Genomic DNA, 22,616 nt, shown 5'->3' on the forward strand with positions numbered 1-22,616 from the left:
GCTCGCTAGAGGCCGAGCAGGACAACCGGGATATCGTCGATGCGCCTTCCGTGGGGGTGGTGCCGATGCCGCGCGGCTCATAAGCGCGCTGGTCCCGCAGGATCTGGAAGGCGATCGTCAAAAGCTTGCGCGCGATGGCAACACGCGCCTTGTTCACTCCTCTGATCTTCAAGTGTTCATACTGGGCGCGAAGCTGCGGATCAGTGGCGATGGCGGGAGAAACCGCCTCGACGAACGCCCAGCGTAGCCACTTGTTGCCCTGCTTGATGATCTTGCCGTCGAACGTCTTGCCGCCGGAAGAATAGGTGGACGGCACCAGTCCGGCATAGGCGGCCAGCTTCTTCGGGTTGCGAAACCGCGATAGGTCGTTGATCTCCGCATCGATCAGCCGGGCGAAGAACTCGCCAATGCCGGGGACCGTCTTCGACAGTCTCACATTGGTATTGGCCCTGGTCAATCGTCCGGATCGTTGCTTCCGACTGCTTGATCCGCACATCGATGTCGGCGATGAAGTCGAGGCCCCGGTCAATCTGGACGCGGTCGATCTCTGAGACGTTGACCTGCGCCAGCTGAATGCGGCCGGCCTTGCCGAACAGGTCGCCGAGCTCCTTTAGCAGTGCCGTCTGCTCCGGGTAACGGTCGAACACCGTGACAATGCAGTTTTTGGTCATCGTCCGCAGTCGCACGTAAAACATCCGCTCGCGCAGCGCGACGCGCAGCTCTCTTGCGCGTTCGCCGGGTGCCCAAGCTTCCGGCACCAGGTCGGCTCTAAGCAGATGCGCCAGCACCGTCGCATCGATCTTGTCGGTCTTGATCTTGGCGTCGGCGATCGCCTTGACCTTCCAGGGATGGGCGAGAACGACATCATCACAAATGTCGTCGAGCCAGTCGTACATCACATCCAGTTGCGCGTGGCCTCGACAACGGCATGCGAGTTCTCGCGGTAGCGCTCAAGGAAGCCGCCCAGCGACTGGCGATCGTTCTTCACGCGGCCGGATCGGAGCGTCTTGCCGGCGCTGTCCTGCACCACCAGGTGGCTGTAGGATTTGTGGTAATCGAGGCGATGGTGCCCGTGCCATTGAGCACACGCGTGGCTCTCCTCTCTTATACGCCATCAGGACCCGAAGCAGCGCTTCGCCATCGATGCGATCCGTCTTCACCCGTCGGTGGCGGCGCGATGTCGCAATCGACGCTGCATCCACGACATGACTTTCGTCCCCTCCTTCTCAAGCACGTGATGGATCCAGAAGCCGTCGAGCCCGGCTTCCTGAATGGTGACGATAGGACAGTCATTCCTAGTTTTGGCCCGGCATCTCTCCCGCAGCTTCGAAAGCAGACCAAACAATCCGGCGACGTCTCCTGCCCTCAAAGAGTGTTTCGACATCCTCTCACCGTTCCCCGGCGACAGCGACGTGATCAGCCGGATCGAACGACTCAGCTCCAGGGAAACGAAGACTGCACCAAGATTGAATGGCGATCGCGGCTTTTTCGGTCTTAAACATCGGGGCCTCACAATAAGTGCGTTAAGTTACGGCCACTCATTCTGCAAAAACGTCGGCCGTCGTGCACCCATGGGATCTCCTTTCAGTCTTCTTCGCGAAGAGGGGCTTCGGGATGCCCATGCCGGCATCGGCTAATGCCTTCCTCAACCATGGCGGGGGCGCGGTTTTCAGCATCATCTGAGTGCGCAGCAGTACATCTTCGATACGACTGGCTCCGGAACCTTGATTGGGTGAATTTTTGCTGCGACGACCCTCGCGGCGGAGGGGCCGCCGATCGCCTGGCAGAATAGCAGGTGACAGCCTTTCAGCGCTTCCACCCTTGTACCGATACGGCTGTCGCCCTCGTCTGCCTGTTTTCCTGTTTCGTGTGACCCATCGTCAAAATCAACCACCTCGGCGATTTCCCAGCCCGTCGGTCCAACGTCATAGACGGCAAAGAGCCTCGCGGTGTCAACCTACGATGAGAATTTTCTGCCCAAGATCGACGAGGGCCGCTAGCGTATTCTGGGAGGTGGTGGACTTGCCGATCCCCACTTTGCCGTAGAATGCGATCTGACGCAAATCTGACATCTTGTCTTCCTTTTTCGTTCCATCGGTTTTTGGCGTGCGGTCGGCAGCTCACGCCGCCCGCTCGCAGCGTTTCAAAACGTGTGCCACCTGCAAGATCAGCTTCAAGAGCGATCCAAAAGATGTTTTCAGCCGTATTGCGAACAACTGGCTGTCGCAGGACGGACAAAATGGACACAATTGTTTGGAGCGTACCCGTCTTTCGAAAAGATTGCTTCGAAAGCATGACCAGCGGAGCTAAGACTTTCGCCTCTACGCTTCCTGCTCAATCACGAGCGTCAAGCAAAGCGGCTGGATCGTTCTGTCGTCCAGATTATGGCTATCGCACACGACGGGTGTTTCTGCTGTTCGGGGGGCCGCGTCGGCACTGACGTCGCGTTCGACCAGCTCCGGCTCTAGACATTCGCTCATGTTGAGAATGCCCGGGAACGAGCGCTAAAGCGCGGCCTTCGAGAGGTGGTCAGGCGGCTGTGCTTTCTAGGCACACGGACTGCCGCGCGAGCGCGGGAAACGCCTGCTTAAACGGTGCCATTCTTGCGGCCTCTTGAAGAAGCGTCTGACGCATCCAGAGGCTGGCAGGATCGGTATTGTGAAGCATCGGCCACTGAACTGCCTCCGTCAGCGTTGGTATCGGTAGCGGTAGATCCAGTATCCGCAGTGGCGTCGTCTTCGCCCAATGCTGAGCAAGTCGTAAAGGCATCGTTCCGATACGAGCCGTTCCAGAGAGCATCGCCGGTATCATGCTGAAAGACTGAACCACGACCTCTACGCGCCTCGAGTAACCGCGTTCGCGCAAATACCAGTCATCAGCAGCAGGTTTCAGGGAACAGCCGAATTTGACGACCACATGCCCCATCGACATGTACTGATCGAAGGAGAAAGATTCGCTGATGCGGCCGTTTCCTTCGCAAGCCACGCATACAAAGACATCGTCGAAAAGCTCTGCGCGGGGGTGCTTCGACATGAATGGCTCAGGCATAATCAGAAAATCAACGTCGCCGCGCTGTAGGAGCTCCTCGAAATCTTCCGCGATCTGCATGAATTCAAAACCCACGCCGGGAGCCTCTCGCGCTACCCGCTCGACGACCTTCTCGATGAATACCAGCGTGACGTAGTCGGACAGAATCACTCTGAACCGACGTTCGCTTTGGGCGGGATCGAAAGGCTGCCCTGAAATAACGGATAGCTGAATGTGCAACAACGCTTCACGCACGGACGCAGCAAGCCCTTCGGCCCGAGGCGTCGGGACGAGCTCGCGGCCCGCCATCATGAAGAGCTCGTCTCGAAAATATGTTCGTAGCCTGGCAACCGCCGCGCTCATCGCAGGCTGGCTGAGGTTGATGCTACGTGCAGCAGCGGTAAGGTTTCGCTCCGTCATCAGCGCGTCGAGCGCGACGAGAAGGTTAAGATCAAGACCTTTAAAACGCATAGATTTGTCTCTGTCTGTAACGCTAGAACGCCTGACGGCCAAGCCTTTCCTATTAAAGTAATATAATTGACAGAATCAAGCCCGATTACTTTCGTGTTTCGGTAGTCTTTACCTTTTGCAGGTTGTGACGCAGTTGTATAAATGCATTCCAGAGCGACCGGCTGCAGCTTGTTGCAAGTATTATTGTCCTTACAAGTCCCCGTCGTTGTGCAGGGTGAGTCCATCTCGGCGTTACAGGATTCAAACCATTTGCGTTAGCAGAAGCTGCTGAGAGGCTGCATCGGCGGCAACACGTTCTCTGGGATGCGGCTTTGGACAAACCAACGGCCTGGCATATTCGCCGGAATTGACACCGGCAACCTCTTCGAAGGCCTGAAGCGGATTCAGGCGGATCCTTCCGCCAATGCCAATAATGATCTCATCGAGCATGCTTACCGCATGGGCTACCTCTACGATGAGAAGGAGTACCGCTTCCTGAAGCAGACGAACTCACAAGAAAGCTCTCGCCGGCACAGCTTCACTGGAAGCAAAAAATCAACAGGCGAATATTGAGCAAGACAATCGTGCAGCGGCGAGGAGCACACCAGAGGCCTTGAGCACCCTTCCGCTGACCATGCGCCTCGTCAAGGCATTTCATCGAGAGCTGCGCCCGGCTACAGCACCCCCCACGCCCGAAACCTCCCCCTGCCCGTCATCTCCCTCAATCCCAGTTCCTCGATGATCCTGACCGCCGCCCGCGGCGCTATTTTGAGGGTCTCGGCGACCATGCCGGCCGAGACCAGGGGCCACGAAACCACGAGCTCGATCAGGCCCGGCAGATTGGAGGACGAGCGCCGGCCGACCAAGCGCCACTCCATCATCCGTTTTGCGAGCGCCAGCCGGTCATGCTCCTTGAGGCCAAGCTCGGCCGCCGCGATGATGCCATTGACGATCGCCAGCAGCCTTGTGTCGCGAGCGCGATGCCGACAATGGATTTGAGGCCGAGATTGACGGCGGCGAGATGCACCGCCGTCGTGTGTCCTGCCTCTCGCAACGCAGCGGCCGCCAGCAGCCGTCCGAGCCAGGGCGCGTGCTGCAAAACCTGTAAGCTCCCAACGACAACGCGAGCCGGGACAGGTGGAGGCGCAAGAACACCGCATTCGAGAGGAGACAATCGCCGGCCCGGGAGCTCGCTTTGCCGCTCGCCCTCAAGAATTGAACCAGAATTTGCTCAATCTCAAAGAATATCTGCCGGTCCGCACCTAAAGTCGGGCGCTGAGGGCCTTGCAAACAGGAGATAGGAAATGCGTTTTAAAATCGGTCCGATCGTTGCAACGGCAGCGCTGGCCTCTTCGGCGATGCCACTCATGGCGGCGGATCACCAGATCCGGATGCTCAACAAAGGCGCCGACGGCGCAATGGCCTTCGAACCGGGATTTGTGAAGATCACACCCGGCGACACCGTCACCTTCATACCCGTTGACAAGGGCCACAATGTCGAAACCTACAAAGGTTTGATCCCCAACGGAGCGCCCGAATTCAAATCCAAAGCGAACGAAGAATATCGGACAAAATTCGACATTCCGGGCGCCTATGTTGTGAAATGCACGCCGCATGCAGGTATGGGAATGGTGGCACTCATTGAGGTTGGCGATAACCCCGCCGATCTCGACGCCATTAAGACTGCTAAACTTCCAAATCTGGTGCGCAAGCGCCTTGATGCGCACCTCATGCGTGCAGATAAGAAAGGGCCGAGCGAACAATAGATTGCTTGCAACAACCCTGCGTAAAGCCATTAGCAATGGGGAGCTTGAGGCGAATGTATATAGCTGAGGCGGCATTTGCCTCGCTCCGCACTCGCGCGCGGCCGGTTGAGCTAGAAACGGGAGGCACCGGAGTTAGAGCTTGCAGCTTCCGCTGACAAGAGATCGGTATGAACTCGCTGAACCCTCTCGGAAACAGCTGCCCGCCTCTGTTGCGGAACTTGACAGCTGTTTTCTGCTGTCGTCTTTTCGCTGTCGTCGGAATTGGTGGCACCGCAAAGTTGTAGCGGCTCTTGCGCTTGTGCCGTGGAGCTTAGTCGGTTGCAGTGCCTTGGCGTTAGAGAGCATGCAATTCCTCAGTTATCGCAGACCAACACATCGATGATCTGATCGGCATTACCTCACAGGAAACCCCACGTCCGCAATCTCCTCCCGTCGGCCGGGCAAGGCGCCGCCGTCACAGCTGCCGCGGACTCCCGACTTCGTCCCTTTTCGGGGGTTGATGATCATTCGACAGTGACTGATTTTGCAAGATTGCGGGGCTGGTCGACATCGGTGCCCAAGAAGACAGCCGTGTTATAGGCGAGCAGCTGTATCGGTAGTGAGAATATCATCGGCGCAATAATCTCATCCACATTCGGAAGTGCGATTGTCATGCCGAATTTCGACACGGCCGCACCACGCTCGTCGGTGATCAGGATGATCCGGCCGCCGCGGGCTGCCACCTCCTGCATGTTGGAGACAGTCTTATCGAAAAAGCGGTCATGGGGCGCGATGACGATGACGGGCATGTTCTCGTCGACGAGAGCGATCGGCCCGTGCTTCAGCTCACCGGCGGCATAGCCCTCCGCGTGGATATAGGAAATCTCCTTGAGCTTCAGGGCGCCTTCGACGGCCAGTGGAAAGCTGGTGCCGCGGCCGAGATAGAGCACGTTCGGACACTTCGACAGTTCCCGCGACAGGAGTTCGATCTTCGGCTGGATGCTGTTCAGCACCTGGCTCATGATGCGCGGCATCTCGGCAAGGCTCCTGACGAGCGCCTGCTCCTCTTCATCGCTGACGTTGCCGCGCACCTTGCCCGCGCCGATCGCGAGCGTAGCAAGAACCGCAAGCTGACAGGTGAAGGCCTTGGTAGAGGCAACCCCGATCTCCGGGCCGGCCAGGATCGGAAAAACCGCATCGGATTCCCGTGCGATCGTCGACTCACGGGCGTTGACGATCGCGCCGATCTTCAGACCATGCTCCTTGCAATAGCGGAGCGACGCCAGCGTGTCGGCGGTCTCGCCGGATTGCGAGATGAAGAGTCCTGCCGATTGTCGCGACAGCGGGATTTCGCGGTAGCGGAACTCCGACGCCACATCGATTTCCACCGGCAGGCGCGCATAGCGCTCGAACCAGTATTTGCCGATCAGACCTGCCAGATAGGCCGTGCCGCAGGCGGAAATGGCAAGGCTCGGCAACTTGGCGAAATCGATCGCGCCGGACACGGGCGCGACCCGGTTGTCGATGAAGTTGACGTAGTGACCGAGAGCGTGAGCCACGACCTCCGGCTGCTCGTAGATTTCCTTCTCCATGAAGTGGCGATGGTTACCCTTGTCGACCATAAACGCGGCGTCCGAGGAAACCTGCCGCGGCCGGGAGACGACATTGCCGTCGATATCAAAGATAAGGACACCGGAATTGTCGATCACCGCCCAGTCGCCATCGACCAGATAGGTGATTTGATTGGTAAAGGGCGCCAGGGCGATGGCGTCGGAGCCAAGGAACATTTCGCCATTCCCATGGCCAATCGCCAACGGCGGTCCGTTACGGGCCGCCATAATGGTCGACGGATCATCTTCGAAAAGGACAGCGAGTGCGTAGGCGCCCCTCAACCGTCTCAGCATCGCAAACATCGCCTCGAGACGTCCAGTGCCATCCCGGCGAAACCTTGCCAGGAGATGCGCGACGACCTCTGTGTCCGTCTCGGTCTGGAACTCGGCGCCGGCCACGGCCAGTTCGTCCTTCAACTCAGCAAAATTCTCGATAATGCCATTGTGTACGACGGCGATACCGTCGGTGAAATGTGGGTGCGCATTGCGTTCCGTCGGCGCGCCATGGGTCGCCCAGCGCGTATGGCCTATGCCGATGGTGCCGACCAGAGGCTGCTCTTTCAGCCTTGCCTCTAGATTGACGAGCTTGCCCTCCGCGCGCCGGCGATGGAGGGCTCCATCGTCGATCGTCGCGACGCCGGCCGAATCGTAGCCGCGATATTCCAGGCGTTTCAACGCATCGACCAGCCGTGTCGAGACAGGCTGCTTCCCGACGATGCCTACAATCCCGCACATATCCCTCTTCGCGTTCCTTCCACGCCTCTCGCGGCGTACTCAAATTCTCGTCTCAGCGAGGCTATATCACTCGCTCCCGGTCGCCTCACACAGGGGCTGCGGGTCACCTGCTGTCCTCAATCGTGACTCCGACGAATGCCGGCTGGCGGGAAGCTTCGTACCCATAGTTGGCCTACCGCGATGGACTTGATTTTGGTCAGTTTCAGCGCGTTTTAATGGCGCTCAACGGATTGGCAAATTGATTCTTTGGATAACACCCATTCGTCTCATGGATGCATGACGCTGGCGCGATGCTCTTTTGCGTTTTTTCCTCGGTTGTCCCGCGGAGGGACCTTGGGCCATCTCCAAAGGACAAGTCATTTAAGGAGACGCTGACATGAACAGGTTTGAATAGATTCCGCATCCGAAAGGCCTTCCGATCCTCGGGCACATCGCTGCGCTCAATCCAAAGGTACCGGTCCAGAGCCTGATGCGCCTGTCGAAGGAGTTCGGTCCGATCTTCCGTCTGCAGAACTGGGGAAGCAACGACTTGGCTGCTGCTTAAAAGCCCGAAGGAACTGGCGAGCTTGCAAGCCCATGCCGGCGACGCTCTCGGCGGTGAGGTTCCGACAGTGCGGGACCTGGGGAACCTCGTTTACGTCGAACAGGTACTGATGGAGACCTTGCGGCTTTGGCCCACGGCCCCGGACCGCTGCTCGTACTCTATGGCAGCAATTCAGGCACGGCAGAATCCTTCGCGAAACAGATCGGAAGCGAAGCTGCGACTCGGGGCTACGCGCCGATCGTCGCGCCGGCCGATGACTCCGCCTTCAGAGTTCCAGTTGACATGCCTTTCATCGTCGTTACGGCGTCCTACGAAGGGCAACCGCCGAACAACGCCGGACGGTTCGTTGCCTGGGCTGAGAGCCTCCAGCCGGACACGCTCAAGGGTCGGCCCTTTGCCGTGGTCGGGTGCGGCAACCGTCATTGGGCGCGGATTGGTAAAGCCGCTGCGCTTTCAACACCTCGCACGATAAACCTCCGCGTCACCGTTCGACGTCTCCTTTAAGAAGGCGCCTGCGCAGTATCGTCAACCGTTTTTGTAGCAGGAAACGACCTTGTGCAGCGCTATGATGAACGCAACCGAACAATCTAGCTGGAGCTCAGAATATAGCGGCGATTGGTGACGAGCGCTGGCCGGGCATTCATCGAATAGAGTGCCGTAAACTTCTTGATGTCGGCAGCATCGACTTCGACTGGGTGCATTGCCACCATCCAATCGACGATTTCGCTGCACGGCGGCGTGGTCAGTGATCCCTCGTAAGTCCAATATCGGAGGGAGGATGGCAGCAACCCGCCAGGGTTCACCCCGTCGATTGCTGCTTCCTCACCGGGCTTTTGCGGGAAAGCTGCCGCGAGGCTGGAAAAGGCCGCATTGGGACGCCCAGGAGCAAGGAAAATGCCCAATACGCCCAGCGCACCCGTTTCGGCATGCTTGTGGACGAAATGCGCTTCCATCGGAAAGGCCTTTCCTTCAACCAGATGTTCGCTCGGCGCATGAAAATGGTACTGTATTAGTTCATAGGTCTTGTCTCCGCAGCGGAGCGTGCCGCCGGGTGCCGCCTGCACTTGGATCGTATGCCCATTGTTGAGGATTGTGCCGCCGCTCTTCCAATCGGGCACGAGGTCTGGAATATCGGCCTTGATTGCCCCCCCGATATCGAGCGGCGATTGCTGTAGACCCGCCGAGCAGGCGTTGTTCTCCTTGCTGAGCGAGCCCCAATGTTCGGGACCCGCGTCACCTTCATAGCCCCAATCGACACCTTCTGCCGCAAATGTTGTCTTAGTGCAGAGTGGACATGAGGCAAGCAAAGCCAGGCCCCTGAGGAAGTGTCGCCTTTCCATATTTTATCCCTTTCCTAACGAGGACGAGCAAAAAGTGGTCGTAGCTCGGCATCTCTGGATCAGGTTCGCCTGTCAATCGATAGACATTCACCGGGGGGAAAATATCGCGCAAGTTGGATAGCACTTGCTGAATAGGGACCATCGACCGGTCGCGGTGATCGGCCCGTTGATTGACGGGAGCGGTCTCGCAGTTCCGCGCGCAACTCCAGTCTCCTGTCAATCGGCGTCCAAAATGCACGCCCGAGCACAAGAACAGCACACGGGGTAGAACTTGATTTCTCTAGGGCCACCGCGTGCTCATACGGATCGCTGGTTTCTCGACGTACTGCAACAAGAACGAACACATTGCAGACGGCGGCTTCGAACTATAGGTTTTTCGTAGCGGCAATCAGCCGCGGGACCGTCGAGGATTAGGTATGGCCACTGGAACCGTTAAGTTTTTCAATGGAGACAAAGGATTTGGCTTCATTACGCCCGAAAATGGAGGAACTGACGTGTTCGTGCACGTGTCAGCTTTACAGGGGGCCAGTTCGCTAAGCGAAGGGCAAAGAGTGAGCTACGAGGTCGGCCAGGATCGCAAGACCGGAAAATCAAGGGCTGAAAACGTCCGTGTGCTTTGATTGATTTTGTCAGTTAGAGGATCGGACCGCGAAGGCGGGCCGTTCCTCTTTTGCGGCCGACAGAATCCTTCGCCTTGATAGGGATCGAACCGCCGATCGCAAAACAGACGATCGATTCATGTTTCAATGACGCCAAATCGCGCAAGCATCTGGTGAAGCTGAATATTCTGTTGAAGAAGATGCTTTGTCAGCAAGCCCCTTAGTCGCCGATTCTCTTCGTCAAGCGCGACTAACTCATCGGAAGCTGCTTCGACTTGAGCGGCGGTTGATCGCATACTGCGAACGCTTTTTGCGCCGTCAGCATGACGATTGCCATCCGCTTCGCGTCGACGCCTCGCCGGTCTTGGAGATCGTCGCCCGGAAGAGCCCTCTTTCAATTGTGGAATGGAGCTAAAAGCCAGATCATTGTCTTGCCGAGGTGTGTCAGCATGCTCCGGCGCGACCAATGAAGCCGAAATCTGCTTTTCGTCGCCGGCTTCGGTGTTGTCGCTCAGGTGTGTTTCGGGTCTTGGATCCGTCGCCAGCTCGCTGTCCTGGCCCGGAACCTTTGAGACCATATTGGGCTCGAAGAGATGCGGCGCTTCAGCTTCCGCCTCACGCACATGAGCCTTGAGATCGGTGTTGGCCCAAATGGAAGCTGGCCGCATTGTTGACCGTCGGCGCGTCGATTTGAGTTCGACAACGAACTTTCGTTGCTGTGTTTTCATATATGTGTCCAATCTACGAGATTGTAAGCAGGCTCACGATACGTCGAATCGCGCAAGCATCTTTTTAAGCTGAATATTCTGCAAATGCAGCTTTTGAGCAAATTGAATTCTCAGTTGCTTGATTTCCTCGTCCAGGCCTGCCACCTCGTCGAAGAAAGCTTCTCGCGAGGACGAAAATTGCGCACTTTTATCCCTGTTTGCGACGGCAGTGCTCTGCGCAACCATGTCGGTGCGGGGCCTCTTCGTCCGCGGTGGTGGAGACTTTTTGCTTGTCTCGCTTTCCAGCCGTACCGCTTGCGCTTCAGCACTCGACTGGCTGACCTCATGACGTGCCGGTGCCCGGACCTCCTCAACATCGACTGGAACCGAGACCGCCCGCGCGGCATCGACCTCGCGTTCCGTTTCGTTTGAAGTCGTGATCGCCATGAGCTGAGCAGATCGGTTTTCATTGTGCTCAGATCCATGGGATGCTTCCGTTGGATTTAACGGAAGCGCCGACGATTGTTGCGCTTCGCTTTCGCTTGCCTCGGTATCGGCTTCACGCCCAATTGAACTCTCTCGTGTTTCTGCCGGCCGTCGCTGCGACGTCAATTGCGCAAGAAATTTCCATGGTGATCTCATAGTGCTTCAACCTCGAGCAATCCCCTACCACGACGTTGCCGCAGCTTCAGATCCGGGCTCGCGACCTGAGCCCGGCGAATGTCTCTCCGACCGAATATGTAGTGGCTGAGGTCGATCTCGCAACCGATCAATCGAGCCCGAGCCGCTTGCGCAGGTCGGCATTTTCCGCGCGAAGCTTATCTGCCAGGGTTTTACGGAGCCCTTTATTCTCTTCTTCAAGCTGAATAAGATCCGCCATCTCATCGATTGCCGGAAGAGGCGCCTTAGCCGATCGCTCGATTTGCTTTGCCGTCCTTTTTCTTCCGGTGTCCCTGATGACGTCCTTCGCCGTGCTCCTTCCAGCAACTTGCGTTTCGACGGGCGTCGGCTTCGTTTCTCCGGCTTGTTGGCTACGCTTCTTGCGACCCCTGGGCAACTTCGCGAGTGATGTGGCCACCATTGCTTCGGCAGTTTCCTTCAGACGCCGTGGTGCGCGTTGCTTTTTAGGCGCCGCGGTTTTTGCCGGCGCATCGGTCTCTACGACATCGGTAGTGGAATCCGAATTGTTCTCGTCAGCCATCAGTTATCAACCTCTTTAAGCAAGTTCTTTTCGGCTAAGTGAAAGACGGAGTCAACATAAGCGCTGCGGCGCTGGATCGGAATTCAAGATGAACATCGGCATCACCGGTATTGGCGACAGCCGCCCAGGCGATAATCTCACGGTCGAATGCATCGATGATAAGGCGAGCCGGACGACCTCTCCATTCCAGCAAGTGAACTCCATACCATCGGAGCACTAGCGTAGGTTCGATCGCATGCACGAACCTCACCTTCAGCTTCCTCTCTGGCTCGCTCTCATCAATCATCACGTTGTGTCTCAACAGGTGGACAAAGCCATGCGACAAGAACAAAAGGTGCAGCGAAACTCGCGCTTACTTAGAACCCACTTCCGGGGAAGTATGGATCCGGTATCGACATGTCGTGTTCAGCCATGTCCGGTTGAAGACGTGTATGTTCGAAAGCCGACGCTGAGGCGCAAGTATTCCGTCGACGCGGCGACGCGATGCACTGGTTTCTCGTCTTTCGAGCAGGGCCTGCACAAAAGTCTTTGTTGGCACGTCTATTGCAGTGACACCGTAAAGGATCCGCACGACCACGTGCGGTCTTCCAGCCGCCGCAGGGATTCAAATGAACTTTCCCTCAATTGATCCAATCAATGCCATGGACGCTGCATTATTGAGCGCGTTCCTGCCTGACTTTTGTCGCGTCGACGGGGAGCCAACGAATCCGGATTACTGATCGAAATGCGCTGTTCGCCCAAGCAGAAGACAGCGATGCAGCGCGAACGCAACTGCCATCACGCATTGCCTTCACACAGAAGCCAAAAGGAGTCCTAAAGAAATGTACGCGCCGAGTTATTCCGAGGCCCTGGAATTTGCGATCGACCGCTCGTACGACATCAATTTAGATATGTTGAGGTCGCAAAACTTGCACCTTGACACACACAACGATTATCTCGTCGGCACATATCCTCCTCTCAAGGCAATGGGCGACCTGAATGGCGAACAGTTGTTGGCCCAGGTTGCATCGTCAATTGACCTCTATTTCCACATCCCTTTCTGTAATCAGTATTGCACCTTTTGCCACTTCGCCAAGGAAATCAATCCATCGTCCGAGCGAGTGGAACGATATTTGGCGGCCTTAAATAAAGAGATGAGTTGGTCAGATGCGGCGCTTGATGGCAGAGCTATTGAGACTGCTTTTTTCGGGGGTGGCACGCCCTCGTTTTTGACCAACCACCAACTAAAAACGCTATTTGATATGATCAACAAGCGCTTTGATTTATCGAAATCCGAAGTAAGTTTTGAATTGCATCCCTCACTTGTAAAGCATGCGGATGCTGCGGATCGCGTATCCACTCTACTTAGAGGCGGCGTAAACCGCTTCGTTCTGGGTGTTCAAACACTAGATCGAAATATTTTGCGCGTATTAAACCGCGGGCATGGTACGGATGAGGTGATCCAACTCGTAAAATTACTTAACGAGATGGGCGTCGAGAATCTATCCCTTGACCTGATGTATGGGCTGCCGGAGCAAACGCTCCGGAGCTGGTACGACTCCGTTATCGGCCTCGTGGATATGGGAATTGAGAAATTCAATATATTCCCATTAATGTTTAAATCGACGGACCCCATAGCCCACCAATTGGCGAGAGGACGATATCAATTCGCGGGCGCTAAGGAGCGCATCATAATGCATTTTATGGCGGAGCACATCCTCACGAGCCTTGGCTATCGACATGGGCCGATCTTCTACTGGACTAAGAGGCCGCAGCCGCATTCCGTTCAACAGCGTCGTAAATACGATTCTTGGAACGACAATAATCTCGTCCCGTTTGGGGTTGGCGGATTTGGCTACATGAGTCAGTGCCAGTTCTATAACGAGGCGGATTTAGATCGATATCTGTCTAGAGTTGAAGCGGGCGAAAAACCAGTGTGGAAAGGTGCTGTACTGTCGCAAGACGATCTCATACGCAGAACATTAATGTTTGCCTTGCGAAGCAGCGGAGTGCCACTCTCCCGCTTCGAGCGAGAATTTGGGGTGTCGATTAAAAAATACTTTGGCCGCGAGCTTCAAATATTAAGGGAGGCGGGACTCGCCTGCATCTCAAACGATGGCGTGCTTTCTTTGACTGCTGCCGGCATTATCAATTCGGGCGCTGTATCGCTGCTATTTTTCTCGGATAATGTGCTTGAGCGAGTCGCGTACAACGATAGCAGAATAACAGACAAACGAACTGATCTGCTCGAAAAACACGATTACTCGCCGGCGGCAAGATACGGATCAAGTGCAGAAATGCAAGCTATCTTTCGGTGAAGTCGGGGTGCTCGTCAATGGTCACCAAGTTGCCCTTTTCCGTGCCGGAACAGCCGCCTTGTCGGACGCAGGAGATATTTTCTCATCTAACCGATAGCATTGATCGCCGGGAGCGAAAGCGCCCGTTGGGGCTTCTCAGCAATTTTGTCAGTGATCAACTGCCGCACTGTATTGCGGAGATCAAAGCCAGTGAACGACCCGATGAAGCGGTTAAGGCGCTTGGGCGTAGCATTAACGCAATGATTGCGGAGACGGACTATAAGGCGCAGCTGCTGAACCTACCGCAGCCCGAGTTCGGGGTCGCTAAGACAGATATCCAGTATCTCGTCAATTGTGCTTATCAGATGTCTGCGTTTGCCGGCCTTCATCCCGTCGATGCCGAGCTGACAGTGGGAGGAGCGCTGAGGCAGCTTGCGCGCGTAAGCTGTCAGCGGCAGCCTAGCATTGATGTCCTTTCCTATGAAGATATGATCCTTACGAATCCGTTGCAGAGCGATCCACGCGTATATTGCCTCGGCTCGGCCGGGGTCGAGGAGCGAGATTTTTGCCTGGGCCATCTCCTCATTGAAAGTGAATTGCAGTCAGCAATGGACGCTCTACTCGAGATGCGTGACGCCGTCGGGGCGGACGCGCGTCAATGTCTTGCGGTATGCGTGGAGCGCCTTGAGGCAGCAGTTTGTGTTCTAGCACGTTTTAATGAACGCATGTCGCCCGATCTATTTGGCCAATTTCGGGTGTTTTACGGAAAAAACCCCTACAAGGATAGGCTGGGCCCGAGCGGCCGTTTTTCTGCCCGGATCGTGGCGGTGTCGGTGCTATTGATCGGTGAAGAACTCTTCCATCAGAAACCGCAATTTTACATGGATATATATCGGCTGTCAGAATACTATCCGCAAGGTTGCATTCAGGAAGTATTCCGCTGGTTGTCACCAGACAAGGGCAGCGCGGGGCTCCAGCCAAGCTGGCTAGAAGGGAAAGCGGACTTTCCTAAGTTTGCAACCATCTCGCCCGTCATGGAGCGCCACGGCAGTGAAATCAGAAAGCTGCGCGCGTCCTGTGTTTGTGCGTTGGATCGGTTTACCCGGATGCACCGCGGTACGGCTTTGAAATATACGGTTGAACCGGGTCGTCCAGTTGTCGGAGTTGAAGCTTCGGAAAGTGTCGAGGCTGTGCTTTCACAGCGGCTGTTAACGGCGGCGCATCAAAGATAACGGCGGTATTTGCCTAGGTAAAAACATATCACGATGCCAGACGCGCAGGCGTCCGACACGAGAAAGGTGATGTTCGATGTCTCAAGACGAAGTGATCTTTCGTCGGTTTGAGTCAGGGGATGCCGATGATGTATGGCATCTGCATAGGAGCGCATCTGAGGCTGTTGGTGTGCGTGGTCCGGAAAGATTCTGGGAGGATGATTTACGCAATGTCGGAGAAGTATACATCGCGTCAGGCGGAGACTTCATAGTTGCGCATATTGGCCCCCAACTCGCTGCTATGGGCGGATTGAAACCTGTTGACGACGATGTCGCAGAGCTGAAACGTATGCGGGTCGATCCCGCCTTTCAACGACGAGGGCTCGGAAGGAGGCTTCTTCGTGAATTGGAATCGCGAGCCGTTGCTCTTGGATTCAAGTGGATAAAGCTCGACACGACAAAGATCCAAGTGGGGGCTCAAAGAGTTTATGAGACGGCTGGCTATGTCCGCCGCAGGGAAGGGATGTTGCACGGATATGCAGTGATCTTCTACGAGAAGCGGCTTGCCGGCCAGGATTGACCCACCTCAAATGATCGATGAGGTCGTGATTCGATGTTAAGTCCGTGAACGCCATGACATCATCGTCACAACCCAGAGGAGGCCGTCCTGGGGCATCGTGGGCAATTCTGCAGTAACACGCTCTTAGAGCTTGATGATATTGAGCTTGCAGGTTTCGAGCGAGGCCTCGGTTCTTTTCCAAAAGTATAATGGAAAAGCGTCCGAGACCGGAGGCTTCGGAGTACGATAGAAATCCCGTCAATCCGGCCCTTGAAAACTTTGGTCAGTTTGGGCCGGCAGGTGCGCTCCCTCTCCCGACGCGAAGTAAGGTCTGCGTCGTTCAAGGTTGCTGATGCGAGGAGCGCTAATCTTCGCTCCGGGCCGGGCGAGATCTATCGCTATCATCGATAGCCTTCCGACGGTGCACAATTGTGGCCGGCCTCGGACACGATGGACCTTCGGCGAAGGTCGACATCGGGCCGACAGGAGTTCATCTTCGGCTTTACGACTTCGTTTGGATCGGCCAGCTTTTGGGGCATTCCTTCAAGCCGCCAAAGAGGGATCCCGAAACTGATGTCTATGCCTTTCTGGTGCCGGAGTTCGTCAACGCGCTTCGCCAATGCCTGAAAGATGGTGGCTGCGCACAGCGGCACAACGAGGCCGAGCGCGGTGGCACCTTCCTCGTCGGCTATGCCCGGACGGGACGGCTTTGCCGCCTGCGGATGCGGGAGCAAAATAGCTGGGCGCGCTCTTGGTATCTTCACACGGCCCGCCTCGCGGAAGGCTAGTGATAGACCTCGATGCAGCTGAGCGCTTTTCTACCCGCGTACGCGGCCCTTTTCACTTCGAAACGCTGGACTTGGCGGGGTGACGGAGGTCGATGCCCGCGCGGCCGGCTGTGGCGGCAGATTATCACGGCGAGTGCCACAAGGCCTTGGTTAGGCCCCACGGCTCGACCGCAAATGACCGAGATCGCCCGGTCGGCTTGGCAGGGCTTGTGGCGATCGACCACCGCAGCGATCAGGCGGACTGATGGCGGACATCTTACCTGATCTATCCATAGCATCGATGAATTCCATCCAAACAATCGATTATGCCCATGCTACGGCGTGTTGCATGAAGAGAGGTGATCCCGAAGGTGGATCTTTGCAGTTATTGTCCGTGGCTGGCTCCGAGATCCATTGGGAGGAGTGGTCGGCGGAAACTAGCATGCACTCTCTTGATAGCGCTACCGTAAAGACAGCAATGATGAACACAGGGCAGGCCCGGTCGGGCGAAGGTAACAATTCCAACCAACGCTGCCGGCGAGGTGTTTCCGCCCTAGCTGATCCGCCCCCCGCCGAAGCGCGGACGTCCTCCGTCGACGCCGCCGACGATCCCACGAACCTTCACGCCGCGCCCCGCCGCGGGCTGGACGAGATCCTGGAAGCCTGCATTGCCGAGGAGGTTCCGGGGGAATACGAGGGCCGGCAAGAAGCGGTGAGAAGAATCAGAGCGTGGGTAGAGACCGGCGATGTCCATGGAGCGCTGAATCTGTCATCCCTGCGCCTGACCAGCCTGCCCTCCGGGCTACAGACGCTGAACGCCCGCGTCCAACCAGCACGCCCGCCCGACGTTCTCCCCCGGGTTCAAGAGGCTCGAGGCTCTACTCGTGGACAGGGCGACATCCGGTCGTGGGGCATCAAGGCCCCACCCCCATATCCGCGCGATCAAGCGAAGAACAACTCCATCGCGCTGGCGCGGATTGGCAATGTACCGGTGCCGTGAACCACGAGGATTCATCGTTGAGAAAGCCGTTTATCCCACTCGCCCCCGTCCTGGTCTGCTTAGCACTGCTTCCCTTCCGGTGTGCCATGGCGGATCAGCCCGCAGCACCCGCCCTTACCGTCTCACTGGTGACGCCGGCGCAACGCGAATGGCCGGAAACCGTTCCTGCGAGCGGCTGGCTGAAACCGTGACAGGAAACAAACATAGCCTCCGAGACGAGCGGCCTGCGCATAACCGATGTGCTTGCCGATGTCGGATCCACTATCACAAAGGGGCAGGCGCTCGTCCAGCTTTCTAAGGACAGCGTGCTCGCCGACCTTCGTAAACAGGAAGCGGCCGTCGTGACCGCCAAGGCAAATCTGACGAAGGCCAAGGCCAATGCGGACCGCGCTCGGCAGCTTCGTCCTTCGGGCGCCCTTTCCGACGAGAAGATCGTCGAATATCTGGCCGATGAGCAGACGGCAACCGCAAGCCTTGAATCCGAAGAGGCGGCACTCGACAGCGCAAAGATCAAGCTTAGCCAATCAACCATCGTCGCCGTTGACGACGGCCTTATCACCTCGCGCTCCGCCGAGCTCGGCGCAGTCGTCTCCGCCGGCACCGAGCTGTTCCGCCTGGTCCGCCAGCAGCGTGTCGAATGGCAGGCGGAGGTTTCGGCGCACTACCTTGGGCGTATTTCCGGAGGATTGAGCGTCGAGATCAATAGGCCGGACGGCCACCCCATTCATGGCAAAGTGAGGCTTGTGGGACCTTCGATCAGCACGAATACCAGCCGCGCAATCGTTTATGTCGCGCTTCCCGCCGACGTCCGTCCGCGCGTCGGCCTTTACGTCACGGGCAGCATCGAACTGCAGACCACGCCGGCGCTGACGATTCCCGAGACGGCAATCGTGTTCCATGATGGGATAAGCTACGTCTTCACAGCCGACGAGGACAAGCGGGTAAAACGGGTCCGGGTGGAAACGGGCCGTCGCAACAATGGCGAAGTCGAGATGCTCTCCGGCATAGACCGGTCGTCGAAAGTCGTGACGTCGGGCGGTGCGTTTCTGTCGGACAACGACCTCGTGAATATTGCGGCGAAAAACTGATGAATTTCTCTGCATGGTCGATCCGCAAACCCATACCGGCGATACTGCTCTTCGCAATGCTTACCATCGGCGGACTGCTGGCGTTCAAGCGCCTGCCGATCCAATACTTCCCCGATATGGACCTTCCGAGGATCAGCATCACCGCGACACTCGGGGGCGCGTCGCCGACGCAACTCGAGACGGAGGTTGCCCGAGTGATCGAGGACCAACTCGCGTCGCTGAGCCATCTCGACCACATCACGACGACGATCACCGACGGAACTGTCTCGATCACCGCCTCCTTCGAGCTGGAGAAGGACAGCAACGAGGCGTTGAACGAGGTCCGTAACGCCGTGGACGGTGCAAAGGCGGATCTGCCGGCGCAAATGCAGACGCCGAGCGTCACCAAAGTTACTTTGCAGAGCACTGCGCTGGTCACCTACGCGGTCCGTTCGTCCCACCTTAATGAGACCGAGCTTTCCTGGTTTATCGACAACGATATGACGAAGGTCCTTCTGTCGGTACCGGGAGTGGGACAGGTGAGCCGATTCGGCGGCATCGACCGCGAGGTTCATGTCGACCTCGATCCGGCGACGATGGCCTCGCTCGGGATCACTGCAGCGACTGTTTCGGCACAGTTGAAGTCGGTCCAAGCGGATACGTCGGGTGGCCTGGGAGAAATCGGCGGCACGCGCCAAACTCTGCGGACGCTCGGCGCCGTGGCGTCTGTCGAAGACCTCAAGGGGCTCCGAATTCCGCTGGCCAACGGGCAGCAGGTCCGTCTCGACGATGTCGCTTCCATCACTGACAGCTTCGCAGACCGGTCCTCACTTGCCTATCTTGACGGCCAGCCCGTGATCGCTGTCGCGATCAACCGCTCGAACGGGTTTTCCGACACCGGCGTCGCCGCCGACGTCGATAACGCGATGGCACAGTTCGCCGCCGAACATCCCGACGTGCAGATTGATGAAGTCTACAGCACCGTCGGATCGATCCTCGACAACTATCATGGTTCGATGCACATGTTGTTCGAGGGGGCGATCCTCGCCATCGTGGTCATCTGGCTCTTTCTGCGGGATTGGCGCGCAACCATCTTGTCGGCCGTGGCACTGCCATTGTCGATCATACCGACCTTCCTCGCCATGTACCTCGCTGACTTCAGTCTCAATATCATTACTCTGCTTGCACTGTCGTTGGTGGTCGGCATCCTTGTCGACGATGCCATCGTCGAGATCGAAAATATCGCTCGCCACCTCCAGATGGGCAAACGGCCGATTGATGCCGCCCTCGAAGCGGCCAATGAGATCTGGTTAGCAGTGATCGCGACCACGCTCACGCTCGTCGCGGTCTTCCTGCCCACGGCATTCATGGGCGGCATCCCAGGGTTGCTCTTCCGCCAGTTCGGCATCACCGCCGCAGTCGCTGTACTCGCCTCCTTGGTCGTTGCGCGTCTACTAACGCCGATGATGGCCGCCTATCTCATGAAGCCGCATCCCACCGAGGAAAAGGATGGGCGAATCATGCGTGCCTACATTGCGATTGTGAAGGCGTCTTTGAACCACAGGAAGAAAACGGTCTTCGTGATCGCAGCCTTCGTCGCACTCTCGCTTTACACCATCCCCTTCCTGAAATCGGGCTTCCTGCCGGCTGCCGACGACGCACGGACCGAGGTGACGTTGACCCAGCAGCCCGGCGCCACCATCGACCAAATGGACGCAACAACCAAGAAGGCGGCGGACATCATAAGCACGCTTGGCGAGGTGACGCATGTCTTCTCGTCGGTCGGTTCGGCATCGACGGGTAGTGGTCCCGAGGTCACCACCACCAGAAGTATCGGAACGGCCAAGCTCGTCGTCATGCTGACGCCCATTGACGAACGAAACCGCAAGCAGTCAGAGATCGAAAACGACATCCGGTCGGCCCTCTCGGTGCTCCCCGGCGTACGGGTCGCGGTCGGTAGCGGCGGCAACGGAACGCAGCTCGACATCACCCTCGCCAGCGATGACTCCAATGCCCTTGACGAAGCAAGCAAGGCGCTTGAGGAGCAACTCCGTACGCTCAACGATATCGGAGCGGTGACGTCGACCGCCTCGCGGCAGGCGCCCGAGGTTCAGATCATCCCGGACGTTGTACGCGCAGCCGCACTCGGGGTGACGTCAAGCGACATCGCGGAAGCCGCGCGCGTGGCGACACATGGGGACTACTCTTCCGCCCTGCCAAAGCTCAATCTGCCTCAGCGGCAAATCCCTATCGTCGTCCGGTTCAAGCCCCAGGCACGCAAAAATCTCGACGGCATTAGGAACATAAGGGTGGCCGGAACCCACGGCAGCGTCGATCTCGGATCAATCGCTGACATCCGTATCGGCGGGAGTCCTTCCGAGATCAACCGCATCGATCGAATGCGTATCGTGACTCTTTCCGTTGAACTCAACGGCCGTATCCTGGGCGACCTCTATCGCGAGGCAAAGGCGCTTCCGGCTCTTGAGCACCTGCCGGCGGGCGTCACGCTCATGAAACAAGGCGAACTTCAGCGCAGTTTGGAACTGTTCCAAAGCTTCGCGCTTGCAATGGCAATCGGCGTGTTGTGCATCTATGCAGTGCTGGTCCTGCTTTTCCACGATTTCCTGCAGCCGTTCACCCTCCTCATGGCCCTCCCGCTTTCGCTCGGAGGCGCACTCCTGCCGCTGCTGATGACCGGAACTAGCTTCTCCGTGCCGGTCGTCATCGGGCTGCTGATGCTCATGGGAGTGGTGACGAAGAACTCGATCCTTCTCGTCGAATGCGCGATCACCTTGCGCCGCCAGGGAATGGGGAGGTTCGATGCTCTCGTCGATGCCTGCCACAAGCGCGGGCGTCCCATTGTCATGACCACCATCGCCATGGGCTCGGGCATGCTTCCGGTTGCTCTCAGCCTGACGGGAGGCGATACAAGTTTCCGGCAGCCGATGGCCATTGTGGTGATCGGCGGCGTAACAACGTCGACGCTGCTCAGCCTTATTGTCATCCCGGTCATCTTCACCTTCGTCGACGACCTGCTCGAGGCACTGAAACGGCTCGGGCGCCGGAACGGGCCACGCCACGAGACTGCCGGGCAGGAAACGGATGCGTCAACGATTGCGAGCCGATTGCCTTCAAACGTAGCCCTGCGACTCGAGGACGTGGCCGGAGATGATTACATCTCAGCAAGAGATCCATCGAAGACATGATTGCCAAGTTGATCGGGCGCAACCCGGCGAGTTGTGGAGCAGCGCACGTTTGTACCGCTCAATCCTCAGGAGCGATCGACCATTAACCGCAAACAGAGCTGGCCTATGGTGACAGCCCGCGTTTCTGGCCTGCGGTATAGACCTTGACGCGGTGGCTTGCCGGGCGTTGTGACCTTTGTATCCGGCATCTGCGATGATACGGGAAAGCGTTGCGCCGAGCTGCGCCTCGATGGTCGGGATGACGGTTTCGAGTGCGTGGCCGTCATAGGGTTTTCCGGGCAAGGCTTGAATGTGGGTGACGAACAGGCCGCCTTTCGATCGGTTGAGTGTCGTTGCAACGGAGACCTTGACGCCGAACTCGTAAGTGCCAACAGCTTTGGATTTTTTAAAGCGTCCAGGTACGTCGATCGTGCTGACCAGAGCCCAAAACGACAACGGCCCAATGCCCGGAATGGCCATCTCAAAACGGCCGGCAAGCGCACGAGGGTGTCCGCAGTTCGGATCCGTTCCCGACCACCGGTTTTTTAAGCTAGCAAAGCTGAATAGTCATGAGCCGTTGACCGCCCTCTAAA

The 22,616-nt window shown here is 57.4% G+C and carries 16 protein-coding genes and 8 pseudogenes; 11 read left to right on the forward strand and 13 right to left on the reverse strand.

What is annotated here, in order from left to right:
- The 5 genes and pseudogenes from C9413_RS07715 to C9413_RS07730 form a co-directional block, all read right to left on the reverse strand.
- Window positions 1–1,108, reverse strand: a pseudogene (locus C9413_RS07715) (IS110 family transposase); the annotation flags it as partial.
- Window positions 1,059–1,384, reverse strand: a pseudogene (locus C9413_RS33140) (IS110 family transposase); the annotation flags it as partial. The pseudogenes C9413_RS33140 and C9413_RS07715, both read right to left, overlap by 50 nt.
- 154 nt (window positions 1,385–1,538) lie before the next feature.
- Window positions 1,539–1,948, reverse strand: a pseudogene (gene nifX, locus C9413_RS07720) (nitrogen fixation protein NifX); the annotation flags it as partial.
- 7 nt (window positions 1,949–1,955) lie between these two features.
- Window positions 1,956–2,072 (reverse strand): annotated as a pseudogene (gene nifH, locus C9413_RS07725) (nitrogenase reductase); the annotation flags it as partial.
- Between the two features lie 457 nt (window positions 2,073–2,529).
- On the reverse strand, window positions 2,530–3,498 hold the full coding sequence (locus tag C9413_RS07730) for a LysR family transcriptional regulator (protein ID WP_040114200.1): 969 nt from the start codon (window positions 3,496–3,498) through the stop codon (window positions 2,530–2,532).
- Window positions 3,499–3,801: 303 nt separating this feature from the next.
- On the opposite strand from C9413_RS07730, the gene C9413_RS07735 reads away from it, so the two are divergent.
- A complete protein-coding gene (locus C9413_RS07735; RefSeq protein ID WP_246703712.1) occupies window positions 3,802–4,050 on the forward strand; it encodes a hypothetical protein in 249 nt (82 codons plus the stop codon).
- A 101-nt stretch (window positions 4,051–4,151) separates the two neighbouring features.
- Here C9413_RS07735 and C9413_RS07740 read toward each other — a convergent pair.
- Window positions 4,152–4,585: pseudogene (locus C9413_RS07740) on the reverse strand (helix-turn-helix domain-containing protein); the annotation flags it as partial.
- Between the two features lie 196 nt (window positions 4,586–4,781).
- Between C9413_RS07740 and C9413_RS07745 the strand changes: the two are divergent.
- On the forward strand, window positions 4,782–5,243 hold the full coding sequence (locus C9413_RS07745) for a pseudoazurin (protein WP_040114199.1): 462 nt from the start codon (window positions 4,782–4,784) through the stop codon (window positions 5,241–5,243).
- Between the two features lie 503 nt (window positions 5,244–5,746).
- Here the strand turns inward: C9413_RS07745 and glmS are convergent.
- On the reverse strand, window positions 5,747–7,567 hold the full coding sequence (gene glmS / locus C9413_RS07750) for a glutamine--fructose-6-phosphate transaminase (isomerizing) (protein ID WP_040114198.1): 1,821 nt from the start codon (window positions 7,565–7,567) through the stop codon (window positions 5,747–5,749).
- A gap of 670 nt (window positions 7,568–8,237) precedes the next feature.
- On the opposite strand from glmS, the gene C9413_RS07755 reads away from it, so the two are divergent.
- Entirely contained in the window at window positions 8,238–8,615 is a 378-nt protein-coding gene (locus tag C9413_RS07755) for a flavodoxin family protein (RefSeq protein ID WP_040114197.1), read from the forward strand.
- 83 nt (window positions 8,616–8,698) lie between these two features.
- Here the strand turns inward: C9413_RS07755 and C9413_RS07760 are convergent, their stop codons facing one another.
- Window positions 8,699–9,451 (reverse strand): carbonic anhydrase, encoded by a 753-nt coding sequence (locus C9413_RS07760; protein ID WP_040114196.1) that lies wholly within the window; start codon window positions 9,449–9,451, stop codon window positions 8,699–8,701.
- Window positions 9,452–9,867: 416 nt separating this feature from the next.
- On the opposite strand from C9413_RS07760, the gene C9413_RS07765 reads away from it, so the two are divergent.
- A complete protein-coding gene (locus C9413_RS07765; RefSeq protein ID WP_074070751.1) occupies window positions 9,868–10,071 on the forward strand; it encodes a cold-shock protein in 204 nt (67 codons plus the stop codon).
- 116 nt (window positions 10,072–10,187) lie between these two features.
- On the opposite strand, the gene C9413_RS07770 is transcribed toward C9413_RS07765, so the two are convergent.
- From C9413_RS07770 to C9413_RS07785, 4 genes and pseudogenes are all read right to left on the reverse strand, one after another.
- Window positions 10,188–10,778 carry a hypothetical protein gene (locus tag C9413_RS07770; RefSeq protein ID WP_040114195.1) on the reverse strand — a complete coding sequence of 197 codons (591 nt, stop codon included), beginning with the start codon at window positions 10,776–10,778 and terminating at the stop codon, window positions 10,188–10,190.
- Between the two features lie 33 nt (window positions 10,779–10,811).
- A complete protein-coding gene (locus C9413_RS07775; RefSeq protein ID WP_040114194.1) occupies window positions 10,812–11,399 on the reverse strand; it encodes a hypothetical protein in 588 nt (195 codons plus the stop codon).
- Window positions 11,400–11,526: 127 nt separating this feature from the next.
- Complete coding sequence (locus tag C9413_RS07780; protein WP_040114193.1) at window positions 11,527–11,958, reverse strand: SyrB-like regulator; 432 nt, start codon at window positions 11,956–11,958, stop codon at window positions 11,527–11,529.
- A gap of 103 nt (window positions 11,959–12,061) precedes the next feature.
- Window positions 12,062–12,195: pseudogene (locus C9413_RS07785) on the reverse strand (IS3 family transposase); the annotation flags it as partial.
- 584 nt (window positions 12,196–12,779) lie between these two features.
- Here C9413_RS07785 and C9413_RS07790 point away from each other — a divergent pair.
- The 7 genes and pseudogenes from C9413_RS07790 (at window position 12,780) to C9413_RS07820 (ending at window position 22,010) form a co-directional block, all read left to right on the forward strand.
- Window positions 12,780–14,255 (forward strand): coproporphyrinogen-III oxidase family protein, encoded by a 1,476-nt coding sequence (locus tag C9413_RS07790; protein ID WP_040114191.1) that lies wholly within the window; start codon window positions 12,780–12,782, stop codon window positions 14,253–14,255.
- Window positions 14,256–14,272: 17 nt separating this feature from the next.
- On the forward strand, window positions 14,273–15,466 hold the full coding sequence (locus tag C9413_RS07795) for a hypothetical protein (RefSeq protein WP_223844065.1): 1,194 nt from the start codon (window positions 14,273–14,275) through the stop codon (window positions 15,464–15,466).
- A 76-nt stretch (window positions 15,467–15,542) separates the two neighbouring features.
- Complete coding sequence (locus C9413_RS07800; protein ID WP_040114190.1) at window positions 15,543–16,025, forward strand: GNAT family N-acetyltransferase; 483 nt, start codon at window positions 15,543–15,545, stop codon at window positions 16,023–16,025.
- 410 nt (window positions 16,026–16,435) lie between these two features.
- Complete coding sequence (locus C9413_RS07805) at window positions 16,436–16,792, forward strand: hypothetical protein (protein WP_052451690.1); 357 nt, start codon at window positions 16,436–16,438, stop codon at window positions 16,790–16,792.
- A 244-nt stretch (window positions 16,793–17,036) separates the two neighbouring features.
- The gene (locus C9413_RS07810) at window positions 17,037–17,771 is read left to right on the forward strand and encodes a hypothetical protein (RefSeq protein ID WP_040114189.1); all 735 of its coding nucleotides are present in this window, start codon (window positions 17,037–17,039) and stop codon (window positions 17,769–17,771) included.
- A 17-nt stretch (window positions 17,772–17,788) separates the two neighbouring features.
- Window positions 17,789–18,859 (forward strand): annotated as a pseudogene (locus C9413_RS07815) (efflux RND transporter periplasmic adaptor subunit).
- Window positions 18,859–22,010, forward strand: a pseudogene (locus C9413_RS07820) (efflux RND transporter permease subunit). Before C9413_RS07815 ends, C9413_RS07820 begins: the two co-directional pseudogenes overlap by 1 nt.
- A 7-nt stretch (window positions 22,011–22,017) precedes the next feature.
- On the opposite strand, the gene C9413_RS34405 reads toward C9413_RS07820, so the two are convergent.
- Window positions 22,018–22,503, reverse strand: a complete 486-nt coding sequence (locus tag C9413_RS34405; RefSeq protein WP_170250330.1) for a transposase — start codon at window positions 22,501–22,503, stop codon at window positions 22,018–22,020.
- Between the last annotated feature and the right edge of the window lie 113 nt (window positions 22,504–22,616).

Source organism: Rhizobium sp. SEMIA 4085 (assembly GCF_013004495.1).
GTDB lineage: Bacteria > Pseudomonadota > Alphaproteobacteria > Rhizobiales > Rhizobiaceae > Rhizobium > Rhizobium gallicum.